A 17,621-nucleotide genomic window follows, 5' to 3' on the forward strand; every position below is an offset into this window, starting at 1 on the left:
ATTTATTGAATTTCTTGATTTATTAAATTAAAAAAGCTTGAAGATATTTTCTTCAAGCTTTTAAATTAATACTAAAATAATATTTAGTTTTTAATATTTATTTTTTAATGTTTAATTTCTTTTTCAAACTATTTGTAACAGCATCTTTGTGTACTAAAACCGAAATCGTTTTCAATTTAAAATACGGAACAGACATATATACATAACCGTTATTTCCTTTTTTTGCTCCCCAAGAATTTTTTACTTTAAAGTATTTATTTCCTTTTTGATCTTTTACCAATCCTACGATGTGCATTAAATGGTCATCTGTGGTATTGAAATTTTCAAATTCTGCTTGACGAAAACTAGGTGTTATTGTTTTTTCTTTTACGATTTCAGTCAATCCTTTTTCACTTTCTGAGCTACTTGCAGGAATAAAAGCGACACCGTTTTCTGCTGAAAATGTTTTTTCAGAAACATCACAATCTAGCGCTAAAGTATAGCCTTTTTCGACAGCTCTTTGCGTAAGTTCTGTTAATTCATCTAAAGATACATTGTAAAATGAACCATTTGAGAAATTATCAGGAATATTTAAAATAAACTTATCATACATTTTTTGATGCTCAAAAGAAGTAATCGTTAAATACTCTGAAGGATTTATTTTGGTAAATTCTGCAAAACTTTTCGGTGTATATTTCTTTCCTTCGAAGCTAAATTCATTTTTATTTTCACCTAAATACACATCTAAAACTCGTTGTGTTGCTTGTTTCCATTTCGGGCTTAATTGTTTTGCTGGGTTTTTGATATACGTATCTAACATCGATTTTAAAACCGCTATTAATTCTGCATGATTATGAATATCTTTTCCTGCATCCAATCCTGAGAAAATTTGTTCTGGCACGAGTCCGTAATTTGCTACTGAATTTAAAACATCGTGTGCCAAACCGCCTTGACTAAATTGCGCTTTCCCTTGACGATATACATAATTTTCAGCTTTTTCTGAATAAGTATTACGTACAGTATACATTTCAGATAGGTCGATATTTTTACCTGTTAATCGTATAATTTCAGATTCTAAGAAAGAGCTTGTCGAAAAACTCCAACAAGTTCCTGTATTTCCTTGACTTTTAACGTGACTACTTTCGATATCTTTTACGGTTTTAAACTTATATTTTTGAGCAGTTATTGAACCGATACTTAAAAAGGCAAAAATGGCACCTATCAACAAATTTTTCATATAGTATAGTGGTATATTTTAATTTAATCAGCAATATATTCTTTTTGATTATTTTTAGCATCATTTTAAAAGTTAAAATCTTCTAAAAGTCTTTTATTTTATTTTAAATTTACGTTAAATATCATCTAAAATATCATCTAAAAATATTTTAAAAATCGATAATTACACCTATTCTTGGCAAGGCACTTCCTTTACTACTTTCGATTTCTTCTAAAACATATCTTGAAGTATCATTTGGATCGGTAATTCTTCCTGTAGTATCTTCAGTGGCTAATAAAAACGGATTTTGTTCCGCACTACTTCCGTATATATTTTGAATATCGAGATACAAATTAATAGCAACATTGTTTAAAAACCATGTTTTATCGAGTCGTGCATCTAACTGCGTGTAAGTGTTAAAACGTGTTTGATTTAATTTTGTATAATCTAAAATACCGCCATTTACGATATCATAATTTACTTTTAAAGAAGAAGCATTGGTATCATAAGGCGTATGTGGTCTTGCGCCAACTAATCGGAATTTTGCGCCTATTTCCCAATTTTTCTTTAATTTTTTCCCTGCCGTTACCGTTAACAGATGTTTATTATCCCAAGTCGATGGAATGTAATTTCCTAAGGCATTTTTAAATTCACTGCGTACAAAAGTATATGAAGCCAATCCGTACAAACCATTATACGATTTTTTTTGTGCCAATATCTCAACTCCGTAGGCTCTTCCTTTTGAATTTGAAAGTACTTCTTCGTTACCAACAACCCCAAAACCATCGCCTAAATTAGCCAAACTTACTTGGTTTCGAACTGAAAATGGATAATTTTTGTACGCTTTATAAAATCCTTCTAAGGTAATTTTAGCACTTGTATTGGGTTTGTATGCAAAACCGCTCACAAGATGGTCGGCTTGTATATATTTCAATCCTTTTTTGTTGATAAATTCGCCTGTATTATTTTTGAATCCTAATACGGTATAAGACGGCAATTGATAATAACGTCCTAGCGATGCACTTAATGAAACCTTATCATTTAGATTGTAATTTAATGAAAGTCTTGGTGAAAATTGATGTAATTGATTTTTCATCTGCGGATTATAATCAACACCATCGGTTCTAAATCCGAAGGAAACTCCTAATTTATTATCTAAATATTCTTTGGATACATTGGCAAAAAAGCCATATTTAACAAAATCAATATTAGCATTAAACGTATCTTCAAAAAGTCCTTGTGAATTGGCTACTTTTCGATACGTATCATTTAAATAGGTCGCTATTTCAACATTTGTTCCTAAGTTGAACTTATAATTATTGCTCGTTTTAAAAGTATTCTCGTATCTAAATTTGGTTTCTATTTCTTTTGAACTATAATCTAACAATAAATTTTCGGGTTGTTCTTGATTCAAAAAATATTTTTCTGCTGTATTTTTGAGTTCATTTCGACTAAGCACTACTAAATGTGTCGATTTATCTGCAAAATATTTATAACTGGCTCCAACGGTATAATTCCATTGACTATTTACGGGAACGGTATTTAAAATTATTTTATTTCTTTTTAGAGTTTCTTGGTCTGTTTCACTATCATTTACAGATTCATTCAATTTAAAATTGTCGATTGCTCCCAAAGCAATTATTGATAATTCGCTATTTTTCGATAATTGTGATTTTACATTTAATTGAAAATCATTATAAGTTGGTAAAAAGGGTAATTTTATCAATTTGAATAAAAATTGTAAATATGATTGCCGAACAGACAACATAAACGTTGTATTTTTTCCCAAAGGACCATCTAAAGTAATTCCAGCATCGGAAGTTCCTAGCGTTGCTCTTGTTTTAAGCTGGGTTGGATTTCCTCTTTTTTGGGTAAATTCGATAACGGAACTCAATGTATTTCCTCTATTTACGGGAAAAGCACTCGAATAGAAATCAACTTTACGGATTAAATCGGCATTCATAATTCCGACAGCACCTCCCGTAGCGCCTTGGGTTTGAAAATGATTGATTACAGGAACTTCAATGCCATCTAAATAGAATTTATTTTCTGATGTTGCTCCTCCTCGAATAATAATATCGTTTCTAAAACCTGGATTGGAAGCCACGCCAGGAAATGATTGAATTACTTTTAAAATATCTCTATTTCCTCCGGGATTTTTTTCAATTTCGGCAACGCCTAAGGATTGTAAAGAAAGTGGACTTTCTACGGATTTTTTAAACAAACTTGCTTTTATTTCTACTTCTTTCAGCGTTGTTTCTCGTTCTTTTAGTTCGATATTTATAAAAGTAGTTTTACCGTTGGTTACTAAATATTCATCTGAAATGAAGGTTTCGTATCCTATAAATGAGATTTGTAATTTATTATATCCTAGCGGGATATTTGCAATTGTAAACGTACCATTTTCATCAGAAGCACTACCGATAGAAGTTCCGTAAACTAAGATGTTTACAAAGGGAATGGCTTCTCTTGTATTGGCATCGATTATTTTCCCTGAAACAACGCCTTTATTTTGATTTTCATCGTTATTTTGACTTACAACAGTAGATACTTGTAGTAAAAGTATCAATAAAAATAAATTTAAGAATATCTTTTTCATAAAATAGCGAGCTTAATTTCTGGCTAAAATACAAAAAAACCTCTATCAAAAGACAGAGGTTTTGTGGGGAGAGCAGGATTCGAACCTGCGAAGTCGTAAGACAACGGAGTTACAGTCCGTCCCAGTTGGCCGCTTTGGTATCTCCCCAAAGCTTTCGAAAAAAATAAAAAAAGCTTTTCTTAATTACAAGAAAAGCTTAGTGACCGGGCTGGGGCTCGAACCCAGGACCCTCTCCTTAAAAGGGAGATGCTCTACCAACTGAGCTACCAGGTCATTTATTATTTTCTCCTTAGCGGTTGCAAATATACAAGGTTTTTAGAGTTCTGCAAAATTTTTTATTGAAAAAATTATAATAATTTTAATCACTTTTTATAGTTCGCTATTTTACAGAAACTTATCTTTTATTTATTTTTCAAAAATCTTCAAAATAAATAATTTTATACGTCTAATAAATAGGCTTCTCGTACTTTTTTAAATAAATTTGAGGAATACACGAAATCGACAACAGCTTTATTATCGGTTTTGAAAATTTCTTTATGAGAACCTTCCCACGCTTTTTTTCCATTTTGAAGAAAAACAATCTTGTCCCCTATTTCCATTACCGAATTCATATCGTGTGTATTGATAACCGTTGTTATTTGATATTCATGAGTAATTTCTTTAATTAAATTATCAATTACAATCGAAGTTTGCGGATCTAATCCAGAATTTGGCTCATCACAAAACAAATATTTAGGTTTCATAACAATGGCTCTGGCAATCGCTACTCGTTTTTGCATTCCTCCTGATAATTGCGCAGGATATTTTTTATTCGCATTCTCTAAATTTACTCGTTTTAGCACGAAATTTACTCTTTCTAACATTTCCGCTTGCGATTGTTTGGTAAACATTTTCAAAGGAAACATTACATTTTCTTCTACAGTTTGCGAATCAAACAAAGCACTTCCCTGAAAAACCATGCCGATTTCTTTTCGAAAATTTCGTCTATCATCAATTGTCATTTCGGTATTTACTCTACCATCATAGGTAACTGTTCCTTTTTCAGGAATGTGCAATCCTATTAATGATTTTAAAAAAACCGTTTTCCCTGAACCACTCTGACCGATAATTAAACTCGTTTGTCCTGGAAGAAAAGAAGTCGTAATTCCTTTTAAAATTTCAACGCCATTAAATCCTTTATGTAAATTATTTACTTCTATCATTTTATGTTAATAACATTTGCGTTAATAAATAATTCGCAATTACAATAAGAACCGTTGTCCAAACTACCGATTGCGTACTTGCTTTCCCTACTTCTAACGAACCGCCTTTTACATAATATCCGTGATATGCAGGAACTGTCGCAATTATAAAAGCAAAAATTAATGTTTTTATCATGGCATAACTTATTAAAAACGGGTCGAAATCCATTTGTACTCCTGTAATATAATCAACTCCAGCAAATAATCCTGATAAAATCCCTGTAAGCCAACCGCCAAAAATCCCTAAAAACATGGCTAAAATTATCAAAAATGGATAAAAAAATACAGTGGCAATTATTTTAGGCAATACCAAGTAATTTAAGGAATTAATCCCCATAACTTCTAGTGCGTCAATTTGTTCGGTAACACGCATAGAGCCAATACTTGACGTAATATAAGAACCTACTTTCCCTGCTAAAATGATGGAACAAAATGTAGGTGCAAATTCCAAAATCATAGAGCGTTTTGCAGCGAATCCTATTAAGGAATCTGGAATAAAAGGACTGTCTAAGCTAAGGGCAGTTTGTAAGGAAATTACGCCTCCTATAAAAAAAGATATAAAAGAAATAATCCCTAATGATTTAAGCCCAAGTTCGTCAATTTCAGTAAATAAAGCCTCCCGAAAAATACGCCATCGCTGGGGTTTTGTAAAAACTTGTTTTAGCATCAAAAAATACTTACCGATATGCTCAATGTAGTTCATTTAAATACTCTGTTTTTCTTTTGGCTAAAGTATTAAAAAACGATTAACTCTCGGCTTTTTTATCGCTTTTAGTATGTATTTTGACATTCTTTTAATATTCTTTTAATATTTTTTGACACCTATTTTACTCTTAAGATGAGTATCTTTGAACTTATTTTGATTAAAAACCTTCTTAATTTTATAGTAAAAAATATAATGAAAAAAATTATTCCTTTAGCAATTCTTGCTATATGTTGTTTATCAGGATTTACTTCATTAACTGCGAAGAAAAAAAATCCACCTAAAAAACCGAAACTCGTTGTCGGCATTGTTATTGACCAAATGCGTTATGATTACTTAATTCGTTTTGCCAATAAATACGGAAATAACGGCTTTAAACGTTTATTAAAAGATGGTTTTTCGCTTGAAAACGCACATTATAATTACATTCCGACCTATACCGCTGTTGGACATACGTCGATTTACACAGGAACAACACCTGTAAATCATGCGATTATCAGTAATAATTGGTACGATAAATTCTTAAAAAAAACAATTTATTGTGTTGATGATACGAATTATAAAACCGTTGGAAACGATGGAAAAGGTGGTGAAAAATCGCCCCACAGAATGCTAACCACCACCATTACCGACCAATTAAGATTAGCCCAAAATATGAAAGGGAAAACAATTGGTATTGCTATTAAAGACCGTTCGGCAATTTTACCTGCTGGACATACCGCAAACGGTGCATATTGGTTTGATGGCGGTAGTAAAGGCGATTGGATTACTTCGTCGTATTATATGAAAAAATTGCCAAAATGGGTGCAAGAATTTAACAAAGCAAAAATTGTAGATACTTATTTAAGTAAACCTTGGAAAACCTTACACAACATCAATTCTTACACCGAAAGTATTGCTGATAACAATAATTTTGAAGCACCTTTTAAAGGAGAAGAAACGCCTGTTTTCCCGCATAATATTCCTGAATTAAGACATAAAAACAACAATTATAGTATTATAAAAGCAATTCCTGCGGGAAATTCTTTAACTACGGATTTTGCAAAATCGGCTATTATTGGCGAAAATTTAGGAAACACTAACTATACCGATTTCTTAGCGATTAGTTATTCTTCAACCGATTATGTTGGACATCAATTTGGGGTTGCTTCCAAAGAAATTGAAGATACCTATTTACGTTTGGATAAAGATTTAGCAACACTTTTCAATTTTTTAGATACGCAAGTTGGGAAAGGAAATTACACCTTATTTTTAACAGCCGACCACGCTGCTGTTCAAGTTCCTGCTTATTTGCAATCGGTTAAAATTCCTGCAAATTATTTCAGTTATACAAAATTCAGAACTTTTGTAAATGACATTACTAAAAAATATTTTAAGTCAGATGCGTTGGTTGAAAATATTTCAAACTTTCAGATTTTTTTAGATAAAAATAAAATTGAATCTTTAAATTTAAGTAAAAATGAAGTTGCTCAAAAAATAGCCGATGAAGTAATTAATTACCCAGGAATTTACAAATCAGCAACGGCAAGAACCTTGCAAACAACATCATTTACTTCAGGGATTTTAAACTCATTACAAAATGGCTATAATCAAAAATTTTCAGGCGATGTGTTACTTGTTCCAAATCCATCAACGGTTAGTTATCCTAAAAAAGGAACAACGCACGGTTCTGGATATTCGTATGACACGCATATTCCTGTAATTTTTTATGGAAATGGTATCCAAAAAGGAAACTCTAAAAAGAAATATGAAATTATTGATATTGCTCCTACTTTGGCGAATTTATTGCAAATTGAATTTCCAAATGGAACAACTGGAAAAGTTATTGAAGAGGTTTTAAAGTAAAAATTCACTCAAATTTTCAGGAACAATTTTACTCGAATTTACTCAAATTGACAGTTTTATCTTTTTTTATGATTTCTGTCAATTCGAGTATTTTTTTTTAATTTTTACTATTATTTTTCTGGCGGGTATTTTTCAAGAATTTTAGCTGTTATTTTCTGATAATACGCTGTTCTTTCCTGCGGATTTAGTTTTTTTTTGATATTCGTATTGGCGATTCCTTGCCATAATAACGCATCATTTTTACCAGCAATAAAATTAACGGTTAATTCTTGTTTTATTTTTCTATTTTCAAGAGGGATTCCTCCTGAAATATTAAAACCAACACGACCGCCTCCACCGATTCCCACACCGATGGTGCTGTTATTTTCAACAATACTTTCTTTGGATAAAACATCAATATACATATCAGGATTATCGGATAATTTCATACCTTTTTGCTCCAATAAAAATATTATTTCACCCGTAACTCTCTTAATATCGAGTGCATTTAAACCTTTTCCTGCATCTTCAAAAAACTGAAATGTTTTATAATTTTCAAAATTGATACTCGTATCATAATCATAAACAACTTTGGAAGAAGAACAACCAATTATAGAGAATACTAAAATTAATAATATTGAACTATTTTGTACGTATTTTATCATTTAGAAATTGTTTATAACATTTACTCTTTTAACACAATTCTTGTCGGCGTATCTTTTCCATTAATGATACTTTCTGTTCCTTTTGCTACGGCTTTAATTGTTTGGGTAATTACGCTCATATTTAAAGTTTCAGCTTCATCAGAAACCTGATGATACTCTTTATCAACATCAATTGGTGTGGTCGAAAATGTGTGCGAAGGAACTCCCAAACGAGCTAAAGACGCATTGTCCGACCTAAAAAACAAATTAAATTTTTCATACGGATCAGCAAATAATTGATAATCTGTACCTTTTAAATTCTTTTGAATAATTTTACCAAAATCAGAACGTTCAAAACCTGTTAGCCACGCCGTATTTTTGCCAAAACTTGGTGTTTTCCCTATCATTTCCAAATTGATTCCTGCGACAAATTTTGTTGGGTCAATTCCTTTTCCAAAAAAATTAGAACCGATTAAACCCATCTCTTCCGCCGTAAAACAGACAAACAAAATAGTACGTTCATTCGTACCTTTTTTCGCTAAAAATTCCGCCAATGCTAACACGCCAACAACGCCAGAAGCATCATCATTTGCACCGTTAAAAATAACATCGCCTTTTCCTGATTTTTTTACGCCTAAATGGTCGTGATGTGCCGATATTACTACAATCTCCTCTTTTTTACTTTTTCCTTCTAAAACGCCAATAATATTACTCATTTTAATATCTTTATGCGTAAAATTCTGGCGGTAAGTCGCTAAATTAGCATACGTTTTTAAACCGATTCTTTTAAATTCATTTTCAATATAAACCGTCGCTTTTTCCATACCTTCTGTACCAGGTTTTCGCCCTTGCATTTCATCCGAAGCCAAGGTATATAAATGTTTTTTTACAAGAACGCTATCGATAATAAACGCTTTTTTTGAAGTTGTTTTTTCTTGATATTTTACCGTTTTACAGGATACCAAAAACACTGGCAAAAATGCCGATATATAGATTATTTTTTTGAAATTATTTTTGAAATTTATTTTAATATTGATTTTCATTTGATGTTATTTATTATAAAGGCTAAATATAGCCAATTTAATTTCTTAATTTTGTTAAAAACCCACAACTTACAATCATGGATTTACAACATATCCCAAATATAAAATATACCGAGGCTAATAATTTTTTTCTTTTAGCAGGTCCGTGTGCCATCGAAAGTGAAGAAATGGCAATGCGAATCGCCGAAAAAGTACTTACAATTACCGATAAATTAGCAATTCCGTATATTTTTAAAGGAAGTTTTAAAAAAGCAAATCGAAGTAGAATCGATAGTTTTACAGGAATCGGTGATGAAAAAGCCTTGAAAATTCTAAGAAAAGTTTCCGAAACTTTTAATGTGCCAACCGTTACCGATATTCACGAAGTTTCAGACGCTTACAAAGCCGCCGAATATGTTGATGTTTTACAAATTCCTGCTTTTTTAGTGCGTCAAACCGATTTAGTCGTTGCAGCCGCCAAAACTGGAAAAGTCGTTAATTTGAAAAAAGGACAATTTATGAGTCCTGAAGCAATGCAACACGCCGTGAAAAAAGTACACGATGCAGGAAACGAAAAAGCATGGATTACAGATCGTGGAACGATGTTCGGATATCAAGATATGATTGTCGATTTTAGAGGAATCCCAACCATGCGTGAGTTTGCGCCGACCATTTTAGACGTGACACATTCACTTCAACAACCCAATCAAACAAGCGGTGTTACAGGTGGAAGACCCGATATGATTGAAACAATCGCAAGAGCTGGAGTCGTTAATAATGTCGATGGTTTATTTATTGAAACACATTTCGACCCCGCAAACGCAAAAAGCGATGGCGCAAATATGTTACATCTCGATTATTTAGAAAAATTATTGACAAACTTAGTCGCAATCAGAAAAACGGTCAATAATTTATAATTTGATAACTATAAATAAAGTTGTTTTAAATACTTGATATAAAGCAACTTTATTTTCAAAAAGATAGAAAAAACCTGAATTTTTCAGTTAATCTCAAACCTCACAGGTTTTAAAAACCTGTGAGGTTTATTTAGCCCCGATTGAAGCAATTGTTTGAGCTCTTTTTTTTGATTTTTCTTCAAAAAAAAAGCGAGTGCGGAAAGCGGGAAATAGCTCCAAAAAAAAAAATGAAAATGATTATTATCAAAAAAAATGTGTCAAAAATTGGAATAATACTACTGATTTTTAATAGTATCTTTCTTACTTCTTGTAATATTTTTGATTCTCCTGATACAAAACATGAGGCAAGTATCGAATTTGAACACCAATGGAACGGTGAAAAAATAGAACTCAATAAATACTATAAATTTCAACACCCAAAAACAAATATAAATACTCCTAATGTTATTGATAGTATTAAATTTGAAAACATAAAATATACTATTTCGAATGTGAAATTAATACATAAAAAGAGTAAAAATACGACTGATATCAGCAGTCTAAAAACAATACAAATACCTGTAAAAGAAAGAAATAACAACTTATACGCCGATGATTTGGAAGGCGGAGATTATACCCTGCAATTTAATTTAGGACTTAATTTAGTCTTTGAAAAATCTTCTTTTAAAATTGAAGGAAATACTAAAAAAATAAGTACTAAAATAAACACAGAAACCGCTTTTAAATACGATATCGCACCGATAAAAAATGATGAAATTAATCCAATACAAATTACATTCGATAATTTTGAAATTTGGTATTTTGTAAATACCGCTACGATTAATGTTGATTTAGCGAAACTTTTTGAAAACCCTAATATTGATATTGAAAAACTATCTAACAAGCCCGTAAACGATAAAAATAATCAACAAAAAATGCTGGAAAATGCCAAAAAAATGTTCTCTTCTAAATTTTATTATGATTAATTATCAAAAATTAATTTCTGATTTTTCGTAAAATATCTTCTAAACCATTTAATTGCATTTCATAAACCAAACCCATCATTTTGCCTAATTTTCCCGCAGGAAATCCTTTGTTTTTATACCAAACAATATAATGTTCGGGCAAATTATCTAAATAATAGCCTTTATATTTTCCAAAAGGCATTCTCATTTGAGCGGTATCCATTAAAAATTGTTTATCTGGCAACATCTATTTTACTTTTTTTTACTTATATATAAAATCCCGCAATTGCGGGATTTTATTCTTATTTCTTATGCTTTTTTATTATTCTAATATTCCGTTTACATAATCTTGTAAATACGCATAACGTTCAGCTAATTTTCCTTCGCTTGTCGTCATTTTTGCACGTTCTAAAACACCGTTTTTATCATCATTGAAAAAAGCTGGAATTACATTTTTTAAAAACATTTCTCCAAATCCTTCACTCGCATCTTTTGGTAATTCACACGGCAAATTATCTACTGCCATTACGGTTATAGCATTTTCATCAGTGAAATTAACCTCTTTTTCTGTTTGAGGATTGTAACCATAAATAGGCTCCGCAATTGTTGAAGAACGAATTGTTGAAGCTACTGGACCATCGACATCACAAGAAATATCAGCGACATATTTAATATTAAACTCAGGATTTTTAGCATCTTCTCGAGTAAATAAATACGGCGCGCCATCGCCATAAAAATGACCTGCGATAAAGAAATCTGTTACTTTCGCATACGGCATAAAATTGCTTTCATAACCCGTTGCATCTTTATAAAAAGCAAACTTATTCCCTACTTTTCCATCGATACGCTTGCTGTATTCCATCACATCAGAAATACAATATACAGGCTCGGTAAAATCCGCCGTTAAATATAAAGCATCGCTTACTTGTTTTATGTTCAGATGCTCTAAAATTTCTTTTGCTCCCTGTGCTACTTTCCCTGTTCCTGTTAATAAAATTTTGATATTTGGCACCGTAATTTTATCTAATTCCGATTTTACAGCATCTAAATCGGTAAGTGTTTCTACTTTTGGTAAAGTGAATAATTTTTCACGTAAACCCAAAGCTCTAAAACCATTGTAAGCACCGACCAAACCTGCATAACGACCAAAACCAATTAATCGAGCTCCATCTTCTTTGATAATGGTTTCATGGTCATACATTTCAATATTTTTTGATAATATTGCTTGTAACAACTTGCGATTATAAGGTTGCTTTTTAATCGTATGTGAAAAGAAAAAATATTTTTTATTCGGAATTAAAGCCTCTAAAGGAACTTCTTTGACACCTAATAATACATCACAATCTGACATATCGGTAACTACCTCTATACCTACTTTTTGATACGCTTCATCACTAAAAACACGAATATCGGAACTTTCTACCACGATTTCAGCGGATGGAAATTGCTCTTTAAATTCTTGTAATTTTTCAGGTGAAAAAACAACTCTTCTATCTGGTGGATTTTTACGTTCTTTAATAATTCCGAATTTCATGTATGTATTTTGTGTAAAATTAAACAAATAAACTATAATTGTTAAAAATATAACAATTTAAGCGAAAATACTTGATTTAAATGTATTGTACAAATAGTATTTTGTTATCTTTGCATTTCATAAATGTATTTTTATTAAATAATTTGGATTACTAAATTTGTTTTTCACCTTGTAAAACAACTATTTGCTCAAAGATATTAATAATAATATTATTTTTGAAGGTATATTTAAAGGTATACTTTTTAACATTTTGGGGACGACTGGTTTTGACAGCGAGATCAGCGATAATGTAAGCATGCCGAGCAGTGAATAGAAACTCGTTAATCTTTATTTCAACTTTTTAAACGGCGAGAATAACTACGCTTTAGCTGCTTAATCCGAATCACAGTAGGATTGGCCTAGGCACACAAGGTGTGCAAGCTTTATGTCCACGAATAGCCTTGATTTACGGCGCTTCACTTTTGGATATCGTAAAAGTAAATATAGAAAACCTGAAGCTTCGGCAGGTTTTTGAAACTAAAGAAGATAAGCTTTTAACAGATTGTTCTTAATCAGTTACTAGTCGAAAATTAAGAAAGAAATATGTATGTAGAAAGCATTTGAACTGCTTGTTTGGACCCGGGTTCGATTCCCGGCGTCTCCACAATTACACCCTGTAAACCCCGTGTTTACAGGGTTTTTATTTTTAGGTGTCAATTTAGGTGTCAAAAAAAATACTAACTAAACTCTTTTCTTAGTACTATTTAAGTACTCTTTTTCTGTAGAAAAATCAAATAAATACTTGTACATACTTTTATATAACATCTATTTATAAGCCTGTTTCATCTAAAAAAACAGAAAATAAAATCTATTAAATAGAATTTAGTTTCTTATTTATTTTATTAACCTTATTCAGTACTGAAATAAATTCAGTATGACAGCTTCTAGTTTTCAAAAATATTTTCTAAATTTTATCATTGTGAATCTCCTTATATAAAACATCATAAAAAGTGTACTATAAAGCACTTTTTAAACAATTACTAAGCTCAAAAGTATATATTTACATTAAAAGAGCCATACAATGCACTTAATCGAAATTGTAAAAAATCGTAGAAAAAATTTAAATGTAACACAAGAAATGCTTGCAGACCTTTCTGGTGTTGGTTTACGTACACTTAAACAGTTTGAAAGTGGCAAAGGAAACCCAACGGTAGAAACTCTAAATAAATTAGGTAATGCCTTAGGAATTGAGCTAACTTTTATAGTTAAAATGTAAGTATTAAATAATGATAGAATCAAATAAATACTTATACATAATTTTTATAGCACTTTTTTCAAGATATAATTAAAATAAAAACTATGGTATTTTATAAAAAAAAGATGCAGTTAACTGCATCTTTTTTTATTTTAATAACTATGATTCTTACTTGCTATAATTCTGGTAATTTAATTCCATATTTAAAAAACTGAACATAATGTTTAAATTTATCATTCTTTAAATTCTCTTTTATTAAATCAAGACCATTTGTTTGATCGGGATAAATAACTAAACAAGCTAAAACTTTATTTAAATCAGGCTCATTTAATTCTTTATACATTTTTTCCATTCTTGCATAACCGCTAATTTGACGAGCATCATCCATAGAAATTCCATTATCGGCGTATCTTGGTTTATATTTTACATCTATAACCATTTTTAAATCTTGACTATTTAATACAAAATCTGACTCTTGCCTGTTTAATTTTAAGTGATACTTTACCTCTCCTTTTTCGGGATAAATTTCTCGTAATTTTTTAAATATATACAACTCAAATAATTTAGGCATATCAATCCAAAAAGGAGGCGTTTTAACTATTTTTTCAGTCGTTTGACTTATCGTATAATTGTAACGCTTTAAAATTATTTTAGCTAGCTTTATAGCTTGTGTATATTCTTTAAAAAGAGGATTATGTTTTGTGTTTTTTATAACTCTTATATCAATATTTTCATTAACACTTTCAAAAGCAGGAATAACATAATTAAACAACTCTTTTAAATCTAAGGTTTTATCAATTTTAAAACTATTTAAAGCAAATTGCGTAAAAAGCAAAGCTTTTTTTAATATGCTATTTTCAACAGAATTATAACCAAACTCCTCAAATGTGCATACATTATATAGCATTTTTTGATGTGAGTGATTTTGCTTAACAGTAGCATTTATTAATATTTTACCTTTAACTTTTGAATTTAAATTTTTTGTTACTTTATAGTACGATTTTTTTAAACCTTTGCGTACAATATTTTTTAGTAATTGTAGAAATTCAATTAATAATAAAGGAGCTAATAAATCTTGCTGTTGCGTTATTGGTATTAATGGTGCTTTAAAATCTATCGTATATAAATCGTTTAAATGATTTAAATTCTCTGGCTCTTTTAAAGCTTCAAAAAGCATTTTTAAATAATTTACCTGCTTTTCTTCTTCATTTAATTTAGGTTCTACATAAATTGATAAACCACTATTTCCAATCCAATCTACACCAATATAATAACCTGTTTCAAATTGAAATTCGCCATTTTCAGACTTATTAAAATTAAAACAAAACGTTTCTTCATTATTATTAAAACACTTTTTAAAAGGTGTCCTTAAATCAAAATCTTGACAAAGTTTTAAATTATCTTCATTTAAATTAAATCTATTATTTCTCTTTTCATATCCAAAATGTTCACTAATTACAAGCATTTATAAATGAGATTTTAATGCTTCAATTACCTCTAATGCTGATTCTTTTAAAATACCATCGGCTACATATTCCTGTAAAATTGGTTTGATTTCATATTTTAAATTCATATCAAAATTAGCTTCTTTATAGATAAAATAACTATGTCCTAATTGTACATCTTTTGCTTTAAATTCATCTGATAAATGATTGTTATCGCCAATAAATAATGCTTCTACTTCATTAAATGAATCTGTATTAAATTTCAAATCATTTTCTAACGTTGATTCTTCTATAACTTCAGGTAACACATCAACAAAAGCAAAACGCCTACGAATAGCATAATCTATCTGCCCAACGCTACGATCAGCGGTATTCATTGTTCCGATAATATATAAATTAGGTGGCAAAATTATACTATTACCTTCCCCTTCCTTTTCATACATACTTTCTACAGCTTCTCCACGATATTCTAAAGCATAAATAAGCTCACCTAAAACACTTGATAAATTAGCTCTGTTTATTTCATCTATAATAAGCACATAATTTTTTAGCGGTTCTTTTTCTACAGATATATTTTCAAAAGTTAAATTTTCATCTTTTAAAAACTGCTGAAACATATTTAAAACACGAATAAAATAACTTGAATGTTGTTTGGCTGAACCAGATAAATTAGAATTTTTCTTTACATCTTGACGAACTATATTTCCATCAGTAAAGGCTTGTAGAATATCTTTAAACAACATTCTGTTTCCGTTTTCATTCCAATTACCTTTATATCTAAAAGCATCTTCATCAGAACTTAACAAACCTACATTATCTGTTAGTTTAAAAAAACCGTTGTTTGCTTCAATTTTATCTTCTACAAAATCTACAAAAAGAGTAAAATATTCGTTGAGTTTAAACTCTTTATTTAAAGAACTTATTTCTTTCTGAGAATTGGTATAATTTTTTAAAGCTTCCTTGGCTATTTTAGCTAATATTTTATTTTCAGTTTTATATTCAATATTTCCATTTTGATTATTTTTAACAGAAATTCCTCTTACAAAATCTTCATAAGTATATGATGGATGAAATTGGATAACCTTAAAATTATTTTCAGAAATAGTCATTTCTGAGGCTATTTGTTTTGCCAACCTTGTTTTTCCTGTTCCTGGAGGTCCTTGTAAAATGATTTGCTTTTTATGATGTAAAACATCAATTTTATCTTTTAATACAGCAGGTATTTCTTTAAAATTCTGAATTGAATTTGTAAAATTTTCTTTACTTGATATTATTTGCTGATAAGATTGAAATAATACATTTTTAATATCAAAAATCAATTGATGAAAAGAAGTTATATTTAAACTATAATTATTTTCTACTTCAGATAAACTAAACTCTTTACCTATAAGAATATATTGATTATTTTCAATATTCTTTAATTGCTCTTTAGAACCTTCTATAAAATTAAAATTATTATTAGAAAGTGTTTCTTGAACATCCTTTTGGGCTAAATATGAATTTATAAATGGTTGCATATATTCTATTGGAGAATAATCATTTGCAAAGGGTACATATTGTGTATTAAATCCAATACCGTAGCCAATTTTATTATTTCTTAAAAAAATATGATATTGAAGTTCAGTTCCTCCTCCTTCATTAATAGACCAATCTCTAGTTTCATCATTTAAAATAAATAAACTTTTAGCAGAGTTAATTCGTTTTTTACTAAGTAATTTTTTTCGAGTTCTTTGAAAAACCTCACAAAAACCACCTAATTCTATATTAACTAAATCAACTAATTCTTTTATATTTTTAAAAATAATTTCCTTTTTATTGAAATATGTTTCAAGCAAAACATTTTGACTTACAATATGTTTAAAAGAAACACTTGTTGTAGTTGATGTAGTATTCCAAAATTCTTTAGAATGTCCTTTTATAGCTTTTAATTCTTCTAAAATTACAGCCTGAATATGAGCAATTATTTCATTTTTATATTCTAAAAATAAGGTATAATTAAGTGTTAATAAACTCTTATTATCTGAACCTCCAAAAGCATGTAAATCAGAATTTATTTTTGGTAATTTATCTATAAAATCATTATTTACTATAGTTCCTATAAATGAAGTTTCATTTTCTTCTTTAAAGTTTAAAACAGTACGCATGCCTATTATAAGCATTATTTCTTTTCCTTTAATTGCTAAACGATAATTAGCAATTTTATGTTGCGCACAAAGGCTATAAGCTAAATTTATAAATTCTTGTAAAGCTTCTTTGTGCTGTACTTTATTATAATAATTTTTTGATTTTTCAAAATCTTCAATAAAATTCTTTTCCATA

At 29.8% G+C, this 17,621-nt stretch carries 14 protein-coding genes, 2 tRNA genes and 1 other RNA gene; 5 read left to right on the plus strand and 12 right to left on the minus strand.

Going from position 1 to position 17,621, the window contains the following annotated elements:
• Window positions 1-97: 97 nt before the first annotated feature.
• The 6 genes from L0U77_RS00155 to L0U77_RS00180 all read right to left on the minus strand — a co-directional run bounded on the left by L0U77_RS00155 (window position 98) and on the right by L0U77_RS00180 (window position 5,738).
• Window positions 98-1,216: a C1 family peptidase gene (locus L0U77_RS00155; protein WP_233884068.1), complete on the minus strand. Its 1,119-nt coding sequence runs from the start codon at window positions 1,214-1,216 to the stop codon at window positions 98-100.
• Window positions 1,217-1,364: 148 nt separating this feature from the next.
• Window positions 1,365-3,764: a TonB-dependent receptor gene (locus tag L0U77_RS00160; protein WP_233900556.1), complete on the minus strand. Its 2,400-nt coding sequence runs from the start codon at window positions 3,762-3,764 to the stop codon at window positions 1,365-1,367.
• Window positions 3,765-3,858: 94 nt separating this feature from the next.
• Window positions 3,859-3,941: transfer RNA gene (locus tag L0U77_RS00165), tRNA-Tyr, on the minus strand.
• A 53-nt stretch (window positions 3,942-3,994) separates the two neighbouring features.
• Window positions 3,995-4,067, minus strand: a tRNA-Lys gene (locus L0U77_RS00170).
• Between the two features lie 164 nt (window positions 4,068-4,231).
• Window positions 4,232-4,996, minus strand: a complete 765-nt coding sequence (locus L0U77_RS00175) for an ABC transporter ATP-binding protein (RefSeq protein ID WP_101916455.1) — start codon at window positions 4,994-4,996, stop codon at window positions 4,232-4,234.
• A gap of 1 nt (window position 4,997) precedes the next feature.
• The gene (locus tag L0U77_RS00180) at window positions 4,998-5,738 is read right to left on the minus strand and encodes an MlaE family ABC transporter permease (protein WP_101916454.1); all 741 of its coding nucleotides are present in this window, start codon (window positions 5,736-5,738) and stop codon (window positions 4,998-5,000) included.
• A gap of 195 nt (window positions 5,739-5,933) precedes the next feature.
• Between L0U77_RS00180 and pafA the strand changes: the two genes are divergently transcribed.
• Window positions 5,934-7,583 (plus strand): alkaline phosphatase PafA, encoded by a 1,650-nt coding sequence (gene pafA / locus L0U77_RS00185; protein ID WP_233897086.1) that lies wholly within the window; start codon window positions 5,934-5,936, stop codon window positions 7,581-7,583.
• A gap of 110 nt (window positions 7,584-7,693) precedes the next feature.
• Here pafA and L0U77_RS00190 read toward each other — a convergent pair whose 3' ends face one another.
• A complete protein-coding gene (locus L0U77_RS00190) occupies window positions 7,694-8,227 on the minus strand; it encodes a DUF4136 domain-containing protein (RefSeq protein ID WP_233900557.1) in 534 nt (177 codons plus the stop codon).
• 20 nt (window positions 8,228-8,247) lie between these two features.
• Window positions 8,248-9,249 (minus strand): M28 family peptidase, encoded by a 1,002-nt coding sequence (locus L0U77_RS00195; RefSeq protein WP_233900558.1) that lies wholly within the window; start codon window positions 9,247-9,249, stop codon window positions 8,248-8,250.
• A gap of 77 nt (window positions 9,250-9,326) precedes the next feature.
• Here L0U77_RS00195 and kdsA point away from each other — a divergent pair, with 77 nt between their 5' ends.
• Window positions 9,327-10,145: a 3-deoxy-8-phosphooctulonate synthase gene (gene kdsA / locus L0U77_RS00200; RefSeq protein ID WP_233900559.1), complete on the plus strand. Its 819-nt coding sequence runs from the start codon at window positions 9,327-9,329 to the stop codon at window positions 10,143-10,145.
• Between the two features lie 233 nt (window positions 10,146-10,378).
• Complete coding sequence (locus tag L0U77_RS00205) at window positions 10,379-11,110, plus strand: MbnP family protein (protein ID WP_233897078.1); 732 nt, start codon at window positions 10,379-10,381, stop codon at window positions 11,108-11,110.
• Window positions 11,111-11,120: 10 nt separating this feature from the next.
• Here the strand turns inward: L0U77_RS00205 and L0U77_RS00210 are convergent, their stop codons facing one another.
• Window positions 11,121-11,336, minus strand: coding sequence for a DUF3820 family protein (locus L0U77_RS00210; protein ID WP_101916447.1), 216 nt, complete (start codon window positions 11,334-11,336; stop codon window positions 11,121-11,123).
• A gap of 75 nt (window positions 11,337-11,411) precedes the next feature.
• A complete protein-coding gene (locus L0U77_RS00215; protein ID WP_233897076.1) occupies window positions 11,412-12,623 on the minus strand; it encodes an NAD(P)-dependent oxidoreductase in 1,212 nt (403 codons plus the stop codon).
• Window positions 12,624-12,875: 252 nt separating this feature from the next.
• Between L0U77_RS00215 and ssrA the strand changes: the two genes are divergently transcribed.
• Together ssrA and L0U77_RS00225 are read left to right on the plus strand one after the other, a co-directional pair.
• Window positions 12,876-13,269: a transfer-messenger RNA gene (ssrA, locus tag L0U77_RS00220) on the plus strand.
• A gap of 414 nt (window positions 13,270-13,683) precedes the next feature.
• On the plus strand, window positions 13,684-13,878 hold the full coding sequence (locus L0U77_RS00225; RefSeq protein WP_232152015.1) for a helix-turn-helix domain-containing protein: 195 nt from the start codon (window positions 13,684-13,686) through the stop codon (window positions 13,876-13,878).
• 154 nt (window positions 13,879-14,032) lie between these two features.
• Here L0U77_RS00225 and L0U77_RS00230 read toward each other — a convergent pair whose 3' ends face one another.
• Window positions 14,033-15,322 carry an McrC family protein gene (locus L0U77_RS00230; RefSeq protein WP_232152016.1) on the minus strand — a complete coding sequence of 430 codons (1,290 nt, stop codon included), beginning with the start codon at window positions 15,320-15,322 and terminating at the stop codon, window positions 14,033-14,035.
• Window positions 15,323-17,620 (minus strand): McrB family protein, encoded by a 2,298-nt coding sequence (locus L0U77_RS00235; RefSeq protein WP_233900560.1) that lies wholly within the window; start codon window positions 17,618-17,620, stop codon window positions 15,323-15,325.
• Window position 17,621 lies beyond the last annotated feature (1 nt).

It is taken from the genome of Tenacibaculum piscium (genome assembly GCF_021390715.1).
GTDB lineage: Bacteria > Bacteroidota > Bacteroidia > Flavobacteriales > Flavobacteriaceae > Polaribacter > Polaribacter piscius.